This window comes from Micromonospora phaseoli, assembly GCF_900109115.1.
GTDB classification, from domain to species: Bacteria; Actinomycetota; Actinomycetes; order Mycobacteriales; family Micromonosporaceae; genus Micromonospora; species Micromonospora phaseoli.
This window is the reverse complement of sequence record NZ_FNYV01000001.1, coordinates 98,726-119,749: the sequence shown is the minus strand read 5'-3', so window position 1 is coordinate 119,749 and position 21,024 is coordinate 98,726. Positions and strand designations below refer to the sequence as shown.

Genomic DNA, 21,024 nt, shown 5'->3' with positions numbered 1-21,024 from the left:
AGATGTCGTCAGAGCGGTCGACCGGGGGCTGGGACGCTGCACTGCGCCCGGCACGGTCCGGGCCATGGCCGTCAGGTGCCGGCTACGCACCTATCCGCGATCGTAGGGCGCACGCCGCCCGGTGTGCCCCGGACTGCGGGGTGAGTGCCCTCACAAACCGGACGTGACGTGCGGGTTAACGATCGTTAGTCGGCTGGAGATCACAGACGGCACCCGGGCTCGGCGTCGGGGAGAACGCCGGCCCGGGTGCCGGTGGTGCGAATACGTCTCAGGCGGTCTCGGTGATCGGGCGATCCACCCAGCTCATCATGCCGCGCAGCTTGCGCCCGGTCTCCTCGATCGGGTGCGCCGCGCCCTCGGCCCGCCACTTGTTGTAGTTCGGCCGCCCGGCCTCGTCCTCGGCCACCCACTCGCGGGCGAACTCGCCGGACTGGATCTCCCCGAGGATCTTGCGCATCTCCTCCTTGACCCGGCTGTCGATCACCCTCGGGCCCCGGGAGAGATCGCCGTACTCGGCGGTGTCGGAGACGCTGTAGCGCATCCGGGCGATGCCGCCCTCGTACATCAGGTCCACGATGAGCTTCAGCTCGTGCAGGCACTCGAAGTAGGCCACCTCCGGCGCGTAGCCGGCCTCGGTGAGCACCTCGAAGCCGGTCTGCACCAGCGCCGCAGCGCCACCGCAGAGCACCGCCTGCTCGCCGAAGAGGTCGGTCTCGGTCTCCTCGGTGAAGGTGGTCCGGATCGCGCCGGCCCGGGTCCCGCCGATCCCCTTCGCGTACGACAGGGCGAGCGCGAAGGCGTCGCCGGTGGCGTCCTGCTCGACCGCGACCAGGCAGGGCACGCCCTTGCCGTCGGTGTACTGCCGGCGGACCAGGTGACCGGGGCCCTTCGGAGCGACCATCGCCACATCGACCTCGGCCGGCGGCTTGATCAGCCCGTAGCGGATGTTGAAGCCGTGCCCGAAGAACAGCGCCTTGCCCGCGCTGAGGTTCGGCGCGATCGACTCCGCGTAGATCTTGCGCTGGGCGGTGTCCGGCGCCAGCACCATGATCACGTCAGCCTCGGCGGACGCCTCGGCCGGGGTGAGCACCCGCAGGCCCTGCTCCTCGGCCTTGGCCCGGCTCTTCGAGCCCTCGGGCAGGCCGATCACGACGTCGACACCGGAGTCGCGCAGCGACAGCGCGTGGGCGTGACCCTGGCTGCCGTACCCGATCACGGCGACCTTCTTCGCCTGGATCAGGCCCAGGTCGGCGTCGTCGTCGTAGTACACCTCAACGCTCATGACTTCCCTTTCGTACGGCCGCCGTGGCGGCCCGTGGTGGCTCGTGGTGGCTCTGGTGATCAGGGCATCAGGGCATCAGGGCGGCCCGCCGGGCCGGCCCACAGTCGGATCAGGCGGCCCGCAGGGCCGGGCCGGCGGTGATGGCGCGTGAGCCGCGCCCGATCGCCACCAGGCCCGACTGGACCATTTCCTTGATGCCGAAGGGCTCAAGGTCGCGCAGCAGCGCGTCGAGCTTGTCGGGGGTGCCGGTCGCCTCGATGGTGAGGGTGTCGGCGGCCACGTCGACCACCCGGGCCCGGAACAGGTTGACCGTCTCCAGCACCTGGGCACGGGCGGTGCGATCCGCACGCACCTTGACCAGGAGCAGCTCGCGGGCCACCGAGATCGACGGGTCCAGCTCGACGATCTTCAGCACGTTCACCAGCTTGTTGAGCTGCTTGGTGACCTGCTCCAGCGGGGAGGACTCCGCGTTGACCACGATGGTGATCCGCGAGACGTCCGGGTTCTCGGTCTCGCCGACGGCGAGGCTGTCGATGTTGAAACCGCGCCGGGAGAAGAGCCCGGAGACCCGGGCCAGCACGCCCGGCTTGTTCTCCACCAACACGGAGAGCGTGTGCATGGTCATGCCACGACCTCGCTGCGCTCGGTCGCGCCATCACACGGCGCTGGGCTGAGCCTGATGATTCGTTCGCGTTGCTCACTCATTAGATATCGTCCTCGTCGAAGGCCGGGCGGACGCCGCGGGCGAACATGATCTCGTCGTTGCTGGTGCCGGCGGCGACCATCGGCCAGACCATCGCGTCCTTGCCGACCACGAAGTCGATGACCACCGGTGCGTCGTTGATGGACATCGCCGCCTCGATGGTCCGGTCCACGTCCTCAGCCGTCTCGCAGCGCAGCCCCACGCAGCCGAGCGCCTCGGCGAGCTTGACGAAGTCCGGGATGCGGTGCTTGTGGGTGCCCAGCTCCGTGTTGGAGTAGCGCTCGTTGTAGAACAGCGTCTGCCACTGCCGGACCATGCCGAGATTGCCGTTGTTGATCACAGCGATCTTGACCGGGATGCCCTCCAGCGCGCAGGTGGCCAGCTCCTGGTTGGTCATCTGGAAACAGCCGTCGCCGTCGACGGCCCAGACCACCGTGTCGGGCCGACCCACCTTGGCGCCCATCGCCGCCGGCACCGCGTAGCCCATGGTGCCCAGGCCGCCGGAGTTCAGCCAGGTCTGCGGCTTCTCGTACGAGATGAACTGGGAGGCCCACATCTGGTGCTGGCCCACGCCGGCCACGTAGATCGCGTCCGGTCCGGCGATCTCCCCCAGCCGCTTGATCACGTACTGCGGGGAGAGCGTGCCGTCGGACGGCTCCTCGTAGCCCAGCGGGTAGCGCTCGCGCAGGTCGTCCAGCTGCGCCCACCAGTCCACGAGGTCGGTGGTGCGCCCCGCGGCCCGCTCGACGGTGACCGCCGCCAACAGCTCGTCGATGACGTGCCGGGCGTCGCCGACGATCGGCACGTCCGCGTGCCGGTTCTTGCCGATCTCGGCCGGATCGATGTCGGCGTGCACCACCGTGGCGTCCGGGGCGAAGGAGTCCAGCTTGCCGGTAACCCGGTCGTCGAAGCGGGCGCCGAGCGCCACGATCAGGTCGGCCTTCTGCAGCCCGTACACCGCGGCGACCGTGCCGTGCATGCCGGGCATGCCCAGGTGCTGCCGGTGCGAGTCGGGGAACGCCCCCAACGCCATCAGCGTGGTGACCACCGGGATGCCGGTCAGCTCGGCCAACCGGCGCAGCCCCTCGGTGGCCCCGGCCTTGAGCACGCCGCCGCCGACGTAGAGCACCGGCCGGCGGGCGTTGCTCATCAGCCGCGCCGCCTCCCGGATCTGCTTGCCGTGCGGGTGCAGGGTGGGCCGGTAACCGGGCAGGTCCAGGGTGGGCGGCCAGGCGAAGGTGGTCGGTGCCTGGAGGACGTCCTTGGGGATGTCCACCAGGACCGGGCCGGGCCGTCCGGTCGACGCCAGGTGGAACGCCTCGGCCAGCACCCGGGGGATCTCGCTGGCCTCCTGCACGAGGAAGTTGTGCTTGGTGATCGGCAGCGTGATGCCCTGGATGTCCGCCTCCTGGAAGGCGTCCGTCCCGATCGACGGGCGGGCCACCTGGCCGGTGATGGCCACCAGCGGCACCGAGTCCATGTACGCGTCGGCGATCGGGGTGACCAGGTTCGTCGCCCCCGGACCGGAGGTGGCGATGCACACCCCGACCCTTCCGGTGGCCTGGGCGTAGCCGGTGGCGGCGTGGCCGGCACCCTGCTCGTGTCGGACCAGGATGTGCCGGACGGTCGAGTCGTAGAGCGGGTCGTACGCCGGCAGGATGGCGCCACCCGGGATGCCGAAGACGACGTCGACGCCGAGCGCCTCCAGGGAGCGCACCAGCGAGCCGGCACCGGAGACCTGGGCCTGCGCGGGGCGTACCGCTCCGACAGCCGACGTGGCGGCGGCGTGGTCGACGTCGCTGGCGGACTCGGCGGCGGTGCGGGCCCGCCGGGCGGTGTTGGCGAGTGTCTCGGGCGTGGGTCTCGTCATGGCGGTTGGCCTTCGGCTGGAGTGGGTGGGGCTACTCACACTGTGGAACGCGGGCCGGGGCCGGCGTCCGATGGGTTCGACGGCAAGAAAAAGGCCCTCGTGCCAGATGCACGGGGCCAGCGCACTCTCAGTCAGGGAGAGTGCGCTCAGGTAAGTACTCGCAGCGACCGGTACGACGACATGGGCTCAGCCTGACGCATCTCACGCGATGAGTCAACTGATCCCACATTTTGGTTCACGGACGTGGTGTGTCGCCTACCGGCAGACCCGCCGTACCCGGGCTGACGTGCCCGGAGAGGCCCTCGCCCAGGCGCGGGGCGGGCGGCCGGAGGGGACGGACCGGCGTGGCGTCCGAGGGTGCGGGACGGGCCGGGCGGGCACCGGGAGACGTCGCCGCGTCCAGCATCGCCTCCAGGTGCTCGGCCGGTACGCCCCACCCGAACAACGCGCCCTGCCCGAACCGGCAGCCCGCGGCCACCACCGCGGCCAACTCGGTCGGTGTGGTGACCCCCTCGGCGATGACCTCCAGGCCGAACTGGTGGCCCAGCCGCATGACGATGTCGACCATCGGGGCGAAGGCCGGGCCGTCGCGCCCGACCGGCCGGACCGGCTCGTGCTCCGCCACCAGACCATGGTCGATCTTGAGGATGTCGATCGGAAGGCGACGGAGTTGCCCCAGCGAGGAGTAGCCGGCGCCGAAATCGTCCAGCGCGATCCGCACACCGGTCAGCCGCAGCGCGGTCAGCCGGCGGATCAGCTCGTCGAGGTCGGTGGCGACGGCGTGCTCGGTGACCTCCAGCACCAGTCGCTGCGGCGGGACGTGGTGAGCGCGCAGCGCCTCGGCGACCTGCACCACGTACTCGGGGGCGTGCAGCTCACGCGGGGACACGTTCACCGAGACCCAGACGTCGTGCCCCTCGGCCAGCCAACGGGACAGCTGGTAGCAGGCCTGGTGCAGCACCCAGGCACCGAGTTTGGCGATCATCCCGCACTCCTCGGCGAGGGGGATGAACTCGTCCGGGCGGACGTTGCCCAGCTCGGGATGGCGCCAGCGCAGCAGGGCCTCCGCGCCGACCGGGCGCACCGACGGCAGCGAGGCCACCGGCTGGAAGACCAGCCGCAGTTCGTCGCGCTCGATCGCGCCGCGCAGTTCGTGCTCCAGCGTGGTGCGCCGGCGCAGCAACTGGTCGTACGCGCCGTCGTACCGCTCGATCCGGTTCTTGCCGCGCTGCTTGGCGTAGCGCAGCGCGAGATCCGCGTGGCGCTGCAACAGCTCGACATCCGGTTCGTCCGCCCAGCCGGCGAGACCGATGCTGACCGAGAGGAAAACCGGTGCTTCGGGCTGCCCGTAGGAGCCGCCGAGCACTCGCAGCAGCCGCTCGGCGACCACCCCGGCCTCGGCCGGACCACCGTGCATGAGCACCGCGAACTCGTCGCCGCCGAGACGGGCGGCGAGGTCGCCGGGGCGCAGGTTGCCCCGCAACCGCTGGCCCACCTCGGCCAGCACCGCGTCACCCACGTCGTGGCCGCGCATGTCGTTGACGTTCTTGAAGCCGTCGAGGTCCAGGCCGAGCAGGACACAGGGCACCCGGGCCTCGGCGCACTGATGCAGCGCCTGTAGCAGCCCACGCCGGTTGGCCAGGCCGGTGAGCGCGTCGGTGTGCGCGAGCTGGCGGAAGTGCGACTCCCGCTCGGACAACCGCCGGGCGTACGCCCGGACGTCGTGCAGGGTGAGGTACTGCCGGGCCACCAGGGCGAACCCTTCGACGCTGCCGGCGGCGATGGCCAGCCCGTCGAAGCGGCCGTCCTGCAGGAGGTGATACATCGCCGAGGCGACCAGCGCGACCATCGGCACGAAGGCGTACTCGCCGTCACGCCGGATCACGTCGATGGCGAGCTGGCCCGGCGGGTCGATCCGGTAGGCCGCCACCGCGGCTACCAGCAGCCCCACGGCGAGCACCGCCGCGCCGGCCATCACCAGGCCCGGCCCGGCCTGGCAGAGCCCCGCCGCGACACCCAGCCCGCCGAACGACGAGGCGGTGATCCCGAAGCCCAGCACGGCGAGACAACGTCGGGGCGCGGGAGCGCGAAGGACCAGGATGGCGGAGAGGCCGGCGCTCAACGCCGCGCTGACCGAGGCGAGCAGGATCGACGGGCAGGCCGTCGGGGTCGCGTCCCCGAGCAGCCGGGTCGGCTCGGAGACCAGCACCCAGCCGACGAACCAGAGCGCCGTGCCCACGATCACCCCGTCGAGGGCGAGCCGCGCGGCCGAGGGCACCGAGCCGGTCACCCCGGGCAGGCGGAGCAGACCGAAGCAGAAGAGCAGGCCGCTGGTCGCCGTACCGAGCGAGATCAGGGTGGCCCACCCGGTGCGCTGCTGCTGCTCGTGTGCCCAGTGCGCGTTCGCGCTCACCGCGACGGCCACCCCGGCCAGCATGGTCACCAGCGCGACGGCACCGGCCACGGCCAGCACCGCGTACGCCTGGCGGTGGGCTGCGGTCCGGCGGCGGACGGCGGCGGCCAGCAGCACGCCGGCCGTGAGGGCGATCAGCGCGCTCAGCACCGCAACGCCGATCATGGCCGGGGGTGTGTGCACCCCTCAACTCTGCCGGATCGATGCCCGACGTGGGGATCTGGTGTGCATCTGTTGGGACACGGTGCGTGCGCCTGTCCGCTGCCCGGTCGACGGTGCCAGACTGGAGGCATGCCTGAGCTGCGGTCGAAGACCTCCACGCACGGTCGGACGATGGCCGGCGCCCGGGCCCTCTGGCGGGCCACCGGGATGACCGACGACGATTTCGGCAAGCCGATCGTCGCCATCGCGAACAGTTTCACCCAGTTCGTGCCGGGCCACGTACATCTCAAGGACATGGGTGGCCTGGTCGCCGACGCGGTGGCCGCCGCCGGCGGGGTGGGCCGGGAGTTCAACACGATCGCGGTCGACGACGGCATCGCCATGGGCCACGGCGGCATGCTCTACTCCCTGCCCAGCCGGGAGCTGATCGCCGACGCGGTGGAGTACATGGTCAACGCGCACTGCGCGGACGCCCTGGTCTGCATCTCCAACTGCGACAAGATCACGCCGGGGATGCTGCTGGCCGCGCTGCGACTGAACATCCCGACCGTGTTCGTCTCCGGTGGGCCGATGGAGGCCGGCAAGACGGTGGCGATCGAGGGGATCGTGCACAGCAAGATCGACCTGATCGACGCGATGATCGCTTCCTCGAACGAGGCGGTCACCGACGACCAGCTCGGCGCGATCGAGCGGTCCGCCTGCCCCACCTGCGGCTCCTGCTCGGGCATGTTCACCGCGAACTCGATGAACTGCCTCACCGAGGCGATCGGGCTGGCGCTGCCGGGCAACGGTTCGACGCTGGCCACCCACGCCGCGCGGCGGTCGCTCTTCGTCGAGGCCGGCAGCACCGTCGTGGAGATCGCCAAGCGGTGGTACGACGGCGACGACGCCTCGGTGCTGCCGCGGGCGTTGGCGTCCCGGGCCGCGTTCGAGAACGCCGTCGCCCTGGATGTGGCGATGGGCGGGTCGACGAACACGATCCTGCACCTGCTGGCCGCCGCCCGCGAGGCCGAGCTGGACTTCACGGTCGCCGACATCGACGCCATCTCCCGCCGGGTGCCGTGCCTGGCCAAGGTCGCCCCGAACTCCCCGCAGTACCACATGGAGGACGTGCACCGGGCCGGCGGCATCCCGGCCATCCTCGGCGAACTGGACCGCGCCGGCCTGCTGCACCGGGACGTGCGCGCGGTGCACTCCCCCTCGCTGGAGCGCTGGCTGGCCGACTGGGACGTGCGCGGCGGCTCGGCCACCGCCGAGGCGATCGAGTTGTTCCACGCCGCGCCGGGCGGGGTGCGTACCGTCGAGCCGTTCTCCACCACCAACCGCTGGTCGTCGCTGGACACCGACGCGGCCGGTGGCTGCATCCGGGACGGCGAGCACGCGTACACCGCCGACGGTGGGCTGGCCATCCTGCACGGCAACCTCGCGCCGGACGGCTGCGTGGTGAAGACCGCCGGAGTACCCGAGGAGTGCCTGACCTTCCGCGGCCCGGCGAAGGTCTACGAGTCGCAGGACGACGCCGTGACCGCCATCCTGGCCAAGGAGATCGTCGCCGGGGACGTGGTGGTGATCCGCTACGAGGGCCCGAAGGGCGGCCCGGGCATGCAGGAGATGCTCTACCCCACCTCGTTCCTCAAGGGCCGAGGGCTGGGCCGGGCCTGCGCGCTGCTCACCGACGGCCGGTTCTCCGGCGGCACCTCCGGGCTGTCCATCGGGCACGTCTCCCCCGAGGCCGCCTCCGGTGGGCTGATCGCGCTGGTCGAGCCCGGCGACGAGATCGTCATCGACATTCCGGCGCGCTCCATCGAGCTGAACGTGCCGGCCGACGTGCTGGACGCCCGCCGGGTCGCGCAGGAGAAGCGGGACCGCCCCTACACCCCGGTCGACCGGCAGCGTCCGGTCTCCGCCGCACTGCGCGCGTACGCCTCGATGGCCACCTCGGCCAGCGACGGCGCCTACCGCCGTGTCCCGGAGTGATCCGGTGAGGGACCACCTTCGGAAGGGTTGATCGATTCCGTTCCGCCGAAGTGGCGGGGTCCTCTGCTTGGTGATACCCCCATCCCGCCGTCCTGGCGTTCAGGAGCGCTGATCACCTCTTGGACTGTGGAGCGGACGGCCGCTGACTACCTGTAGTCAGCGGCCTACGAGTCGCACTCACCTCCGATAGTGTCCGTCCGACGACGCCACCATCGACCGCCCGCACGATGGTTCGTGGCGACCATGCCGCAAACGACGCGGTCGAGGCCCGACTTGACGCCGAAGGTTGGGACGGGCTCCCGCGCTTCCTCGCGGCGGTCTTCTTCCTCGCCGTCGATCGCCGCTTCGGCGAGACCGCCGGCCGTCCAGAGGTCATCGCGTTCGTCGGTGAACTGCCCGCCGGGCTCGCTGACGGCGGCCCGGAGATCAACGCCGAAGCCGCCGAACAGCTCATCATGTCGATGCACGTCTTTCTGCCAACGCGGGGCGACGCACCGACGACGAGCAGGGAACCTGTCGACCAGGGTTCACCCGGCCGCCATGCCGGCCCCGGTAACGTGGCGCTGGTCGATCGATGATCGGGAGGGTGTCGATGGGTACGATGCGGACGGTCCTCGCCGGGCTCACGGCGGCGCTGCTCGCCACGACGGCGACGATGACAGCGGCCGCCCCGGCCGGTGCCGGCGGGCAGCGACCCGACACGGTGCGGGTGGCGACCTTCAACGCCTCACTGAACCGGGGCACCGCCGGTGGGCTGGTCGCCGACCTGTCCCGGCGGGACAACGCCCAGGCCGGCAACGTCGCCGAGGTGATCCAGCGGGTACGCCCGGACGTGCTGCTGGTCAACGAGTTCGACCACGACCCGGGTGGCCGGGCGCTGGCGCTCTTCCAGGACAACTATCTCTCCGTGCCGCGCAACGGCACCCGGGGCATCCGCTATCCGTACCGTTATGCGGCCCCGTCGAACACCGGCGTGCCCTCCGGCCACGATCTCAACAACGACGGGGTCGTCGGTGGCCCGGATGACGCGTACGGATTCGGCCTCTTCCCCGGCCAGTACGGCATGGCGGTCTACTCGATGTACCCGATCGACCTGGCCAGGGTCCGCACCTTCCAACTGTTCCGCTGGCAGGACATGCCCGGGGCGCTGCTGCCCGATGACCCGGCCACCGCTGCGCCGGCCGACTGGTACTCCGCCGAGGAGTTGGCCGACCTGCGGCTGTCCTCCAAGAGCCACTGGGACCTGCCGGTCCGGCTGCCCGGCCGGACGGTGCACCTGCTGGCCAGCCACCCGACGCCGCCGGTCTTCGACGGCCCGGAGGACCGCAACGGTCGCCGCAACCACGACGAGATCCGCTTCTGGGCCGACTACGTCTCCCCCGGCCGGGCCGGCTACATCTACGACGACGCCGGACGGCGCGGCGGGCTGCGGCCCGGCGCGGCCTTCGTGGTCGCCGGCGACCTGAACGCCGACCCGTACGACGGTGACAGCGTGCCCGGCGCCGCCCAGCAGCTGCTGGAGAGCCCTCGGGTCAACGACCGGGTCGTGCCGGCCAGCGCGGGCGGTACCGCCGCGGCCCAGCGGCAGGGCGGCGCGAACCTCGACCACCGCGGCGATCCTCGCTTCGACACCGCCGACTTCGCCGACACCAGCCCGGGCAACGTGCGGGTCGACTACGTGCTGCCCAGCCGGGGCCTGCCGGTCCGCTCCACCGGGATCTTCTGGCCGGTGCCGGGTGACCCGCTGTTCCGGCTGGTCGGCGACTACGACCCGGCGTTGCCGGGCGGCTTCCCCACCTCCGACCACCGGCTGGTCTGGCTCGATCTGCGGAGATAGCCGCGGGGCGCTGGCCGCGCCGCCGCGAAAGCGGGCTGGATCATGAGTCGGGCGAGGCTGACCGCCTCGCCCGACGTGCCGATCCCTCAGGGGCGCTCGAACATCTGCCCGATCCGGATCCTGTTGCCGAACGGGTCGCGGATGCCGAAGTCGATCCCGTACGGCCGCTCCATCGGCTCGTCGGTGATGTCGACACCCTTGGCGACCAACTCCTCGTACGTCTTGTGGGCGTCGTCGGTGGTCATGAAGAGGAAGCCACCCGCGGCGCCCTTGGTGAGCAGTTCGCGTACCTGCTCGGCGGTGACCGGGTCCAGGTTGGGCGGGCCGGGCTTCTCCAGCAGGATTTCGCGCTCGCGGTCGCCGGGCACGTTGACCGTGAGCCAGCGCATGAAGCCGAGATCCTGGTCGGTGTTGAGTTCCAGGCCGAGTTTGCCGATGTAGAAGTCGAGCGCCTCGTCCTGGTCGAGGACGTAGATCTGCGAGCGGCTGATCGCGTTCATTGTCATGCCCGGAACGCTAGTGCAGCGCCGTGACCTGCTGCTTATCCAAAACTGCTGGGTCGGGTCCAGGCTTTGGTGAAGCAGCTCGGCACCGGCGCGGCGGGCATCGTCCGCCGCTTGCGGTAGTCGGTGGGCGACGCGCCGACGATCTGCCGGAAGGTGCGACTGAACGTGCCGAGGCTGCCGAACCCGACGGCGTAGCAGACCTGGGTCACGTCCTGGTCGGTGTGCAGCAGCAGGTACATGGCCCGCTCCACCCGACGGCGTTGCAGGTAGCGGTGCGGTGTCTCACCGAAGGTCGCCCGGAAGGTCCGGATGAAGTGCGCCTCGGAGACGTGCGCGATCTTCGCCAGCGTCGGGGTGTCGAGCGGCTGCGCGTACGCCCGGTCCATCGCGTCCCGGGCCCGCAGCATCGCCCGGTTCGTCTCCTCGACGGCCCTGCTCACCTGGCCCTCCTCCGAGCGGCTTGCCCACCCCAGAGGTTACGTCAAGCGTAGGTCGGGGACTTCGGCGAGGAGCCGTACGCCGTCGTCGTCGTGCCGGTGGACGGTGCAGCCAGTGCGGGTGAAGCGGACCGTCAGGGTCTGCCCGGCGTACCGGGCGGCCAGCCGCAGCAGCGCCGGCTCGGGGTCGGCGACCGGGTCACGCGGCCCGGAGCCGGGCACCGGGATCGGCACCACCGGGTCGGCCGGCGCGGCTTCGGCGACGGTGTCAGTCAGGCATGAACCCGCACGGCCCGACCCTCGCCTTCACCCCACCGCCTGGACCGCCTTCGTGGAGACCACCAAGGTTTCCCGCTGATGCGCCGGTGGGTGCCGGCTGGGCGGGCCGGTTGATCGACTCCGTTCCGCCGGACTGGCGCGGTTGCGACCGCGGCGATACCCCCATCCCGGCGAAACGGAGTTGACCAAGCTTGCCAGCGTGCGGCCCGGCACTAACCTTCACCCCCACCGCCTGGACCGCCTTCCTCATCACCACCTGCACCACCAACTGACCCACAAAACCCGGCAAGGCCTCTAGCCGCCGCCGCGCAGATCCACGCCCGCGTGCTGCGTGTCGGCCGGCGGTGGCCGCGCGTCAGCCGCCGCCCGGCGGGTCGAGTCGCTGGCCGGTGACGGCCTCGACCTCCTGCAGGCAGATTTCCAGTAGCGGCATGTCGTCGTAGTTGCTGAGGACGACACCGACCCAACCGGTGTCCGGGTAGATGGTCCAATTCGCGCCGCCGCCGCCGGTCCCGCCGCCGCGCCCGATGACCCACTGGCCGCCGATGATCGAGATCGGCATGGTGTACGCCTCGAACGAGGTGGGTCCGGGGCCGGGGAGCTTGGCCCCGGCGAACAGGTCGGCGTAGGGCCGGTCGAGCAGCGTGCCGTCGCGCAGCGCGTGCGCGAACCGGACCAGGTCCGGCGCGGTGGCGAAGCCGTCGGCCGAGGCGTAACCGATGAAGCTGCGGGCCGGGTTCCTGCCTCGGATGGGCGGGCTCACGCTGCCCCTGTCCAGGTTGCGGACGGCGTCCACCCGGCTGTCGTCGGCCTGACGCATGTACGGGTGCGCGATGTGCTCGTCGGTGAGCCACTGCTCCCTGGTGTAGAACGCCGAGCCGGTCATGCCGGCGCGTCCGAAGACATGCTCGTGCACGTAGTCCCAGAATGTCATGCCGGACACGGCCTCCACGATCTGCGCGGCCATGGCCAGGCCCACGCCGCCGCCGGGAAGGTGACCATTGGATCCCGAGCCGGGGACCCCCACCAGCGTCGCTCGCCGGGCCCACTGTTCGCCGGACTCGTGCACCTCTTCCCGGCTGTGGTAGACGCGTTGCCAGTCCGGCATCGGGGCGTCCATTCCGGAGGTGCCGGTGAGCAGGTGGTGGATGGTGACTTGCTCGGCGATGTCCGTGGCCAAGCCCTCCAGGTGGGTGCCGACCGTATCCGACAGCGACACCTTGCCTTGCTGCACCAACTGCAAGATCGCCACGGACAGGAACGGCAGGCTCGCCGAGGAGAGGTTGAACGCGACGCCCTCGTGGTTGCGGATGCCCTTCTCCTTGTCGGCCATGCCGTAGCTGCGCGACAACACCGTGCGGCCTCGGTAGGACAGCAGCACCACCCCAGAGAACTTGTCCTGTGCGGCCAGCTTCGCCACGAACCGGTCGTAGGCCCCTCCGGGCCGGGTGTCCGGCGGGATCCGGCCGTGCCCGGACGGCCCGGACGTGGCGAGTGCGTCGGGGCCGGTTGAGGCCGGGGTGGCGTGGGCGAGTTCGGCCCCCACCAGCGGCGCGCCGGCCGCAAAGCCGGCGGCCGCCAAGCCGCCCCAGCCGAGCAGCCGCCGCCGGTCGACACCATGTACGGAGTCCGAGCCCATGATCACGGTCCTTTCCTGATCGACAAATCGACCGCCGCCGGGTGTACGGGCGACCGAAACACCCACTTGTGTGGTCCGTACCTCCACTCAAGGCGGAAGAGTGTTGCAGCGACGTACGCGTTTTTCGATACGCCGACGATATGAGCCAACTCGTAGCATCGAGGGCGTGCGGGTGTTGATCGTCGAGGACGAACCGTTCCTGGCAGACGCGATCCGCGACGGTCTACGCCTGGAGGCGATCGCCGCCGACATCGCCGGTGACGGCGACACCGCTCTGGAACTACTGAGCATCAACGCCTACGACATCGCCGTCCTCGACCGCGACATCCCCGGCCCTTCCGGCGACGAGATCGCCGAAAGTATTGTCGCGTCCGGCAGTGGCATGCCAATTCTCATGCTCACCGCCGCCAGCCGGCTCGACGACAAGGCCTCCGGGTTCGGCCTCGGCGCCGACGACTACCTCACCAAGCCGTTCGAACTCCGAGAACTCGCGCTCAGGCTCAGAGCACTCGACCGGAGGCGCGCTCACCGCAGACCACCCGTGCGAGAGATCGCCGGCCTGCGGCTGGATCCCTTCCGCCGCGAGGTCTACCGCGACGGTCGATACGTCGCGCTGACCCGCAAACAGTTCGCCGTGCTGGAGGTTCTCGTCGCTGCCGAAGGCGGTGTGGTCAGCGCAGAAGAACTGCTGGAACGGGCGTGGGACAAAAACGCGGACCCGTTCACCAATGCCGTACGGATCACGGTCTCGGCGTTACGCAAAAGGCTCGGCGAACCCTGGATCATCTCCACCGTGGTCGGCGTCGGCTACCGCATCGACACCGCACCCGGGACCGGAGGTGAGGGAGAGGACCGTGGATAGGCGGCCTGGTGTGAGCGTACGCCTCAAACTCACCCTCAGCTATGCGGGGTTCCTCATGCTCGCCGCGGCCTTGCTGCTCGCGGTCGTGTGGGTGTTCCTTCTCCGTTATGTGCCCGATGGTGTGCTCACCTCGCCGGAGCCCGGACCTTCCCCCCGTCTTTTCATTCCCAACCAATCCGACCTGCTCCGCGCTTTCGCTCCGAGGGCGGCTGCGGTGTGGGCCTTCCTGCTGGTCTTCGGTCTGCTGGGAGGGTGGATTCTGGCCGGCCGGATGCTGGCTCCCCTGACTCGCATCACCGAAGCCACGCGCCTGGCCGCGGACGGCTCGCTCTCCCACCGGATCCGGCTACCCGGCCGCCAGGACGAGTTCCGCGAACTCGCTGACGCCTTCGACGCCATGCTCGAACGGCTCGAAGCACACGTCGCCGAACACCAGAGATTCGCAGCCAACGCCTCCCACGAACTGCGCACCCCACTGGCGACCACGCAGGCACTTCTCGACGTGGCCCGCAACGATCGCAATCTCGACACCGACGAACTCGTGGACCGTCTCCGCACCGTCAACGCCCGAGCGATCAACCTCACCGAAGCGCTGCTCCTGCTCAGCCGCGCAGGCCAGAGGTCCTTCACCCGCGAACACCTCGACCTGTCCCTCATCGCGGAGGAAGCCACCGAAACACTCCTCCCCCTCGCGGAGAAACGTGGCCTAACCATCGAGACTTCCGGCGACGTCACCCCCACCGTCGGCTCGCACACGCTCCTGCTGCAGATGACCACGAACCTCGTGCACAACGCGATCATCCACAACCGACCTGGGCAGGGCACAGTGTGGGTCACGACCAGCGTCCACCCCGGGGCTGTGGTGCTCGCCGTCGAGAACACCGGCGAGAAGCTCACCCCACACCTGGTTTCCACACTTGCCGAGCCGTTCCAGCGCGGCACCGAACGCGTACGCACCAACCACGCAGGCGTCGGCCTCGGTCTGGCAATCGTCAAGAGCATCACTGACGCGCACGACGGCACCCTCACCCTCATCCCCCGCCCCGCTGGCGGGCTCCGCGTCACGGTGCGGCTGCCCACCGCACCACCGACAGTCCGGAGGCCGTGACGTCAAAGCGTCAGAGTGATTTTTCCTTGGGTGGGTTCGGCCGGCTTGGCCGATCTCGTGGGCCCTGGCGACCTGTTCGAGGGGCAGCACCGTGTCCACCTCGACGCGGAGTTGCCCGGTGCCGACCAGACCGGTGAGGGAGGTGAGACCGCCCCGGTCCGGCTCGACGATCATGAATCGGGCACGCCTGCCCTGTCGCGTGGCCTCCTCCGGATCGGCGATGTCAGGGTCTACCGGCTCCTGCAGCGGGTGCCGGGAATGCGACCACCCGCCCGCTGGGTGCCGCCGGCTCTGGTCCACCCCAATTCTGGCCGACGACGAAGAGGCGCGGGTGCTGCTCGCGGCTGAGCGCGCAGCCGAAGGCGCCACGGTCTAGTTTCACGGTGGCCAGCACCTCACCACCCTCCCGTACCCGGACACAGCGTTGGTTACCGACGTCGGCATACCAGACGGCACCCTCGGCATCCACGCAGATGCCGTCGGGGTGATCGTCGGGCGTTTCCGCCCACACTCGCCGGCCGTGCAGGCCGCCGTCGCTGCGGATGTCGTAGGCGGTGAGCCGGTTCGCGTACGACTCGGCGACGATCAGGGTGGCACCGTCCGGGCTGATCGCCATGCCGTTGGGGAAGGCGAGGTCCTCGGCCACCTGCTCGACGTCGCCCTCCGGCGTCACCAGTACGACCAGCCCGGGTGCGAACTCCCCACCGGGGAAGTCGAAATTTATGCTGTTGACGTAGGCATTGCCATGATCGTCGACCACGATGTCGTTCCACGGCTTCTCCGAGACCGGGGCGAGGTCGGCATGCTGGACCAGCGAGCCGTCCGGCTCCCGGCGCAGCAACCGGCGCTGCGCCGAATCCACGACGAGCAGCCGCCCGTCGGGCAGGAAGTCGATGCACATCGGGAACGACGCGACGGTTGCCACCACCTCGTGGCTGCCATCGGCGTCGAGAGCGATCACTGTGTTCGCGCCCCAGTCGGAGAACCAGACTCGGCCGTCGTGCCAGCGCGGCGACTCGCCGAACACGACGCCTTCCATCAGGACCTCAGGTTCGCTCATCGGGTGCCCCCTGGCTCGGCTGACGGTCACCGTAACTCCGGTCCTCCGGTCGTGAACGAACGACGGCGGCGTGTTGGGTGCGGCGGCCCCTGGCCGGAACCGCCACACCCGTCGCAGCCGAGGTCACCCGGCGAACAGCACTCCAAGATCCTTGTACGCCTGGTCGAAGCGGGCCATCGCCGCCTCGATGTTGGGCTCCGGGTGCGGGTCGCCGAGCGCCTTCTGCATCAGCGCGAGCCCGACGACCAGGTTCTCCCCGCTCGCCACCAGCGACGGCTGCGGATCCGGGTCGCCGTGGAACTTCTCGTTCTTCAGATCCGCCCAACCGACCTGGCCGAGCTTCACCTCCGAGCCGTTCAGCAGCTTCGCCGCCGACCAGAAGTTCTCCGTCGCCAGTTCACGCAGCTGCTTCGCCTTGACCGGGTCCACCGCCTGGGCCGCCTCTCCCAGGAACGACAGCCCTCGGCCCAGCCGGTCCAGATACTCGAATCGCCACTCCGGATCGATCCGGTCCCACAGGTCGAAGACCGGCGGACAGGTCAGGCACTCGATCGGCCCGATCGGCACCGGCTTGAATTCCGGCAGCAGGATGGTGTGGCAGTCGAAGATCGGTCGGCCGCCGAACTCGCCCACCTTGAAGCAGACCGTAACCGGCCGGCCGCCGGCGCTGGCCGGGGCGGCCGGCACCAGCAGCGTCGCGCTGACGACGAGCGCCATCGCGAGCAGTATTCGCCGAGCAATGCCCATGTCGTACCTCCTGTGATAGTGGTCGATGCGTTCCGATCCTTTCCTGCCAGCGCAAGGAGGTCCCGGAGGAAATCCCTCCTGAGTTTCACCAGCCAGGCCGCTGCCACCAGGTCACAGCGTTGCTCCCAGCGCCCGACTGCCAGGGCCCCGGGCCTCGAAAGCCTCCGGAGGGTCCGGAATCCGACTCCGTCAGCCTCAGCGCTCGGCCGACCCACTCGTCTCGGCAGCGCCTCGACCGACCGCTTCGGCAGCCGCGACCCGCAGCGTTGCAGCCTGCCCGCGTCGGCCTTCCCGGTCGCCGGAGGTGGCCAGCGCGAGGGTGCGGGCGTACCCGATGGCGGACGGGGTGTCGGCGAAGACCAGGCCGTCGCGGCGAAGCTGGTCGGCCACGCCGAGCGTGTCGAGCACCTGCTCGTGGCCAGGCGCGACGCCGGAGAGCAGCACGGTGATGCCGCGTCCCTGCAACCGGCGGATGGCGTCGCCGAGGACGTGGGCACCGGTGGCGTCGATGGCCGAGACCCGGGACATCCGCAGGATGACCGCCCGGACGTCGGCGACGTCGGAGAGCCGGAGCAGGAAGTTGTGCGCGGCAGCGAAGAAGAGCGGCCCGTCGAGCCGGTAGGCCACGATGTGCTCGGCGAGCAGGGCCTGCTCCTCGGCGGTGTGTTCGCTGGAGTCGAGCGGGACCTGTTCGAGCTTTGCGCTGCGGGCGACGGCGCGCAGGGCCACGACGATGGCCACCCCGACGCCGACGGCCACGGCGGTGACCAGATCCCAGACGACGGTGACGGCGAAGGTGAGGACGAGGACCAGCGCGTCTCCCCGGGTGGCGCGGGCCAGTGCCCAGAGCGACGCGGCCTCGACCATCCGTACGGTGGTGGCGAGCAGCACGCCGGCCAGGGCGGCGAGCGGGATCCGGCCGACCAGGGGCGCGGCGACCAGCACGATCCCGGCGAGGGCCACCGCGTGGGTCAGCGCAGCCAGTTTCGACGCCGCACCAGCCCGCACGTTGACGGCGGTACGCGCGATGGCCGCGGTGGCCGGGATCCCGCCGAACATCGGGGACGCCAGGTTGGCCAGGCCCTGGCCGAACAGTTCCCGGTCCGGGTCGTGGCGCTGACCGACGGTCATCCCGTCGGCGACGGTGGCCGAGAGCAGGCTCTCCAGCGCGGCCAGCGCCGCCACGGCGAGCGCGGCGGGCAGCAGTACGCCCACCGCCCCGGGGTCGAGGAAATCCAGCGACGGTGCGGGCAGTCCCTGCGGCAGCGCGCCGATCCGAAGCAGGTCGACCGGCGCGAACTCCGCGAGCAGCGTGGCGGCCACGACCCCCAGCAGCGAGAACGGCAGCCCGGGACGCCACCGGGCACCGAGCAGCATCACCGCCGCGACAGCGAGGGCCACCGCGATGGCGGCCGGCTGGGGGTGTACGACGAAGCGGGTGACCGCGTCGGCGGCGACTGCCCAGACCCGATCGCCCTGCGCGTCGGTGACGCCGAGCGCGGCGGGTACCTGTTGCAGGGCGATGACCACGGCGATGCCGGCGGTGAAGCCCTCAATCACCGGCACCGGCAGGTACCGGACGAACCGGCCGAGGCGGGCGAAGGCCAGGGCGATCAGGATCAGCCCAGCCAGCGCGCCGACCATGAGCACCCCGGTCGGGCCGAACTGCGCCACGACCGGCACCAGCACCACGGTCATCGCGCCGGTCGGGCCGGAGACCTGGAGGTTCGAGCCGCCGAAGATGGCCGCCACCGCACCGGCGACCACGGCGGTGACCAGCCCGGCCTCCGCGCCGAGCCCGGAGGTGACCCCGAAGGCGAGGGCCAGTGGCAGCGCGACGATGGCAACGGTGAGCCCGGCGACTAGGTCCCGGCGGGGCGAAAGGCGTACCGAGTGCCAGTCGGCGCGGCCCGGCAGCAGGTCGCGAACCCGGCGCCAGGCGGCGGACAGGGTCGGTCCGGCCGGGTTGACCGGCCTGGTGTCGGTGGGCGTCACCGGTCCGGTCCGCCAGCGCGCAGCTCGTCCAGCAGGGCGTCCCGGTCGGTGAGCACCGCGCCGAGGATCCGCCGCCCCGCGGCCAGCAGGTCGGCAACGTCGGGCGTGCTCAGCGCGTACATCACCAGGGGGCCGTCGCGGTACGAGGTGACCATGCCGGCCCGGCGCAGTACGGCGAGCTGCTGGGAGAGGTTCGACGCCTCCACGTCGATGGCGGCCAGCAGGTCACGCACCGGTTTGGGGCCGTCCTGGAGCAGTTCCAGCACCCGGATCCGGACCGGGTGGCCGAGCGTGCGGAACAGCTCCGCCTTCGCCTGGTACAGCGGCACGGACACGCCACGCCCCTCTCTCCGGGTGCCGCCATCCCCAGCACCACAGTGAATACTTTAGCACTTGCGAAATCCTTCAACTCGGTACACCCGGGGCGCCCGTGCGGCGACCCTGGTCGGAACCGCCGTGCCTCCTGCCGGGGCCATACCTGCTCCTCGCGTCGCTCCGCGTGGACGCCGGCCTCAGCGGCGCGACCGGGGTGGGAACGGGCGTGAGCCGGGCGAGCGGTTCAGGGGATCGGTCTCACCTGGGTGGCGCCTCGCCAGCAGCCGGTCCGCGCCAGGGACGAAGCCCAGCCCTGACCGGAAAGCTGCACCTGTGCCCAGACACAGGTCCGTGTGCTGGTCAGCAGGTTGCCGAAGGTGGAGATGCCGGCGTAGTCCATCGCGAAGTCGGCCTGCCGGCCGGCATCGTCGCCGTCGAAGACGGTGAGCTGGATCCGGGCGGGCCGAGGCACCTCCACCGCTGCCGGCACCGGCACGAATCGCGGCCAACTCGCTCCGCAGGACGGCGCGTAGCGCAGCTCGACCATCCCGATCACCCGCTCGTCGAGCAGCACCGTGGCGCTGTCCACCGTGGTGACCGAAGGATCGACGGCGCAGCCGGTGTCCTTCGGATCGGCGCCGTCCCGGACTTCCCCGGTGCCCATCGCCGGCTCCAGCGGCCCGGATGGCGACACCGGTGGTGCCGTCTCGGTCGGCCCCCCGCCCGCCCCGAATCCCCCGGCCAGCCAGGGCAGGGTCGCGAACCCCGCCACCATCACCGCGGCCAGGGCCAGCGCGCCGGTGGTACGCCGGTTGCGACGCTCCGGTGCGTCCTCGTCCGGCTCCGGCGGCTCGCCATCGACCGGGTGCGCCTCACCTGCGGCGGTGGGCGGATCGCCGGCCGGCCGACCCGCCGCCCCATCGGTCGTCGTCGCGTCGGCGGTCGTCCGCCAGCGTTCGATCCACTCCGCCTCGTCGCCGCCGAGCGCCCGGACGTACGCCAGCGTGGTGTCCAGCGTCGGCAGCTTCCGCCCGCCAGCAGCCTCGGACAACGAGCTGGCCGACCGGTGTGCCCTGCGGGCGAGGGCCTCGTAGGTGGGCCGCCCTGCCGCGTCCCGCAGCCTGCGAAGCTCGGCCGCGAACGCCTGGAGGGGATCAGCGGTGGGGTCCAGGGGGCGTTCCGCCCGGGCCATGTGCCGCTCCTCGAATTGATTGACCATCGCCGCGATTCATTGTCCGACGCGACACAGCGTAGAGATCAGTGTCGACGGACGGTAGAGATGAAAAGCCGAATCCCGGGGCTGACACAGCCCACCAGAGGTCAGGAGAGACAATGTTCCGGAACGTCCGCCGATTGGCCGCCGCTGCCGCCGGCGCCCTCATCGCGGCCAGCCTCCTGGTCGCGACCCCCGCCATCGCCGCCCCCTGCAGCGGTCATGGCTGCGACGGCACCGACCCGATCGACACGGGTTGCTCGGCCAACGCCCGCAACGCCACGCAGTATCCGAAGTACATCATGCAGGGCTCGACCACCCTCGCCGTGGTGGAGCTGCGCTGGAGCGAGACCTGCAAGACCAACTGGGGCCGGATCTCCAACCGGGTCAGCCCGCACAACACCGTCCGGGTGCGGGTGACCCGGGCCAACCCGAGCGGCACCACCGAGTGGTACGGCGGCACGGGCAACCAGTACTACGGCGACCAGCTCTACGGCCAGAACATGACTGTCTGCGCGGTGGGCGAGGTCGTGACGGCGTCCGGCACGAAGTACACGAGCGATCCGCTCTGCGCCTGACACCTGCCGCTGTCGGCCCTGCGGTGCGAGCAGGACCGGCA

The 21,024-nt window shown here is 70.8% G+C and carries 19 protein-coding genes and 1 pseudogene; 6 read left to right on the top strand and 14 right to left on the bottom strand.

The features are described 5' to 3' along the window. Positions 1-268 precede the first annotated feature (268 nt). The 4 genes from ilvC to BMY89_RS00520 form a co-directional block, all read right to left on the bottom strand. Positions 269-1,282 carry a ketol-acid reductoisomerase gene (ilvC, locus tag BMY89_RS00535; RefSeq protein WP_092373476.1) on the bottom strand — a complete coding sequence of 338 codons (1,014 nt, stop codon included), beginning with the start codon at positions 1,280-1,282 and terminating at the stop codon, positions 269-271. Between the two features lie 109 nt (positions 1,283-1,391). Then, positions 1,392-1,907, bottom strand: a complete 516-nt coding sequence (ilvN, locus tag BMY89_RS00530; protein ID WP_092373474.1) for an acetolactate synthase small subunit — start codon at positions 1,905-1,907, stop codon at positions 1,392-1,394. Positions 1,908-1,986: 79 nt separating this feature from the next. Next, a complete protein-coding gene (locus BMY89_RS00525) occupies positions 1,987-3,855 on the bottom strand; it encodes an acetolactate synthase large subunit (protein ID WP_092373472.1) in 1,869 nt (622 codons plus the stop codon). Positions 3,856-4,090: 235 nt separating this feature from the next. Next, a complete protein-coding gene (locus BMY89_RS00520; protein WP_092373470.1) occupies positions 4,091-6,451 on the bottom strand; it encodes a putative bifunctional diguanylate cyclase/phosphodiesterase in 2,361 nt (786 codons plus the stop codon). 108 nt (positions 6,452-6,559) lie between these two features. Between BMY89_RS00520 and ilvD the strand changes: the two genes are divergently transcribed. From ilvD to BMY89_RS00505, 3 genes are all read left to right on the top strand, one after another. Further along, entirely contained in the window at positions 6,560-8,407 is a 1,848-nt protein-coding gene (gene ilvD, locus BMY89_RS00515) for a dihydroxy-acid dehydratase (RefSeq protein WP_092373468.1), read from the top strand. A 227-nt stretch (positions 8,408-8,634) separates the two neighbouring features. Further along, positions 8,635-8,985 (top strand): hypothetical protein, encoded by a 351-nt coding sequence (locus BMY89_RS00510; RefSeq protein WP_232520989.1) that lies wholly within the window; start codon positions 8,635-8,637, stop codon positions 8,983-8,985. A 14-nt stretch (positions 8,986-8,999) separates the two neighbouring features. Next, on the top strand, positions 9,000-10,244 hold the full coding sequence (locus tag BMY89_RS00505; RefSeq protein ID WP_198413947.1) for an endonuclease/exonuclease/phosphatase family protein: 1,245 nt from the start codon (positions 9,000-9,002) through the stop codon (positions 10,242-10,244). Between the two features lie 86 nt (positions 10,245-10,330). On the opposite strand, the gene BMY89_RS00500 is transcribed toward BMY89_RS00505, so the two are convergent. From BMY89_RS00500 to BMY89_RS00485, 4 genes are all read right to left on the bottom strand, one after another. Beyond that, positions 10,331-10,750, bottom strand: a complete 420-nt coding sequence (locus BMY89_RS00500; protein WP_092373466.1) for a VOC family protein — start codon at positions 10,748-10,750, stop codon at positions 10,331-10,333. Between the two features lie 35 nt (positions 10,751-10,785). Continuing rightward, complete coding sequence (locus tag BMY89_RS00495) at positions 10,786-11,190, bottom strand: helix-turn-helix domain-containing protein (RefSeq protein WP_175510260.1); 405 nt, start codon at positions 11,188-11,190, stop codon at positions 10,786-10,788. Between the two features lie 36 nt (positions 11,191-11,226). Then, a complete protein-coding gene (locus BMY89_RS00490; protein WP_139217879.1) occupies positions 11,227-11,421 on the bottom strand; it encodes a hypothetical protein in 195 nt (64 codons plus the stop codon). A 400-nt stretch (positions 11,422-11,821) separates the two neighbouring features. Next, positions 11,822-13,105, bottom strand: coding sequence for a serine hydrolase domain-containing protein (locus BMY89_RS00485; protein WP_092375251.1), 1,284 nt, complete (start codon positions 13,103-13,105; stop codon positions 11,822-11,824). Between the two features lie 166 nt (positions 13,106-13,271). On the opposite strand from BMY89_RS00485, the gene BMY89_RS00480 reads away from it, so the two are divergent. After that, positions 13,272-13,967, top strand: a complete 696-nt coding sequence (locus BMY89_RS00480) for a response regulator transcription factor (RefSeq protein ID WP_092373462.1) — start codon at positions 13,272-13,274, stop codon at positions 13,965-13,967. A 10-nt stretch (positions 13,968-13,977) separates the two neighbouring features. Next, positions 13,978-15,075, top strand: a complete 1,098-nt coding sequence (locus BMY89_RS00475; RefSeq protein ID WP_269766834.1) for a sensor histidine kinase — start codon at positions 13,978-13,980, stop codon at positions 15,073-15,075. Between the two features lie 45 nt (positions 15,076-15,120). Here BMY89_RS00475 and BMY89_RS31510 read toward each other — a convergent pair. The 6 genes and pseudogenes from BMY89_RS31510 to BMY89_RS00445 form a co-directional block, all read right to left on the bottom strand. After that, positions 15,121-15,375 (bottom strand): annotated as a pseudogene (locus BMY89_RS31510) (zinc-binding dehydrogenase); the annotation flags it as partial. Then, positions 15,299-16,135 carry an SMP-30/gluconolactonase/LRE family protein gene (locus BMY89_RS00465; protein WP_092373458.1) on the bottom strand — a complete coding sequence of 279 codons (837 nt, stop codon included), beginning with the start codon at positions 16,133-16,135 and terminating at the stop codon, positions 15,299-15,301. The pseudogene BMY89_RS31510 and the gene BMY89_RS00465, both read right to left, overlap by 77 nt. A 123-nt stretch (positions 16,136-16,258) precedes the next feature. Continuing rightward, positions 16,259-16,882, bottom strand: a complete 624-nt coding sequence (locus tag BMY89_RS00460; RefSeq protein WP_139217878.1) for a hypothetical protein — start codon at positions 16,880-16,882, stop codon at positions 16,259-16,261. A gap of 195 nt (positions 16,883-17,077) precedes the next feature. Then, positions 17,078-18,832: a SulP family inorganic anion transporter gene (locus tag BMY89_RS00455; RefSeq protein WP_092375248.1), complete on the bottom strand. Its 1,755-nt coding sequence runs from the start codon at positions 18,830-18,832 to the stop codon at positions 17,078-17,080. 41 nt (positions 18,833-18,873) lie between these two features. After that, positions 18,874-19,212, bottom strand: a complete 339-nt coding sequence (locus BMY89_RS00450) for an ArsR/SmtB family transcription factor (RefSeq protein ID WP_092373454.1) — start codon at positions 19,210-19,212, stop codon at positions 18,874-18,876. Between the two features lie 224 nt (positions 19,213-19,436). Then, positions 19,437-20,411: a helix-turn-helix domain-containing protein gene (locus BMY89_RS00445; RefSeq protein ID WP_111313777.1), complete on the bottom strand. Its 975-nt coding sequence runs from the start codon at positions 20,409-20,411 to the stop codon at positions 19,437-19,439. A 113-nt stretch (positions 20,412-20,524) separates the two neighbouring features. On the opposite strand from BMY89_RS00445, the gene BMY89_RS00440 reads away from it, so the two are divergent. Continuing rightward, the gene (locus BMY89_RS00440) at positions 20,525-20,983 is read left to right on the top strand and encodes a DUF2690 domain-containing protein (protein ID WP_092373452.1); all 459 of its coding nucleotides are present in this window, start codon (positions 20,525-20,527) and stop codon (positions 20,981-20,983) included. Positions 20,984-21,024 lie beyond the last annotated feature (41 nt).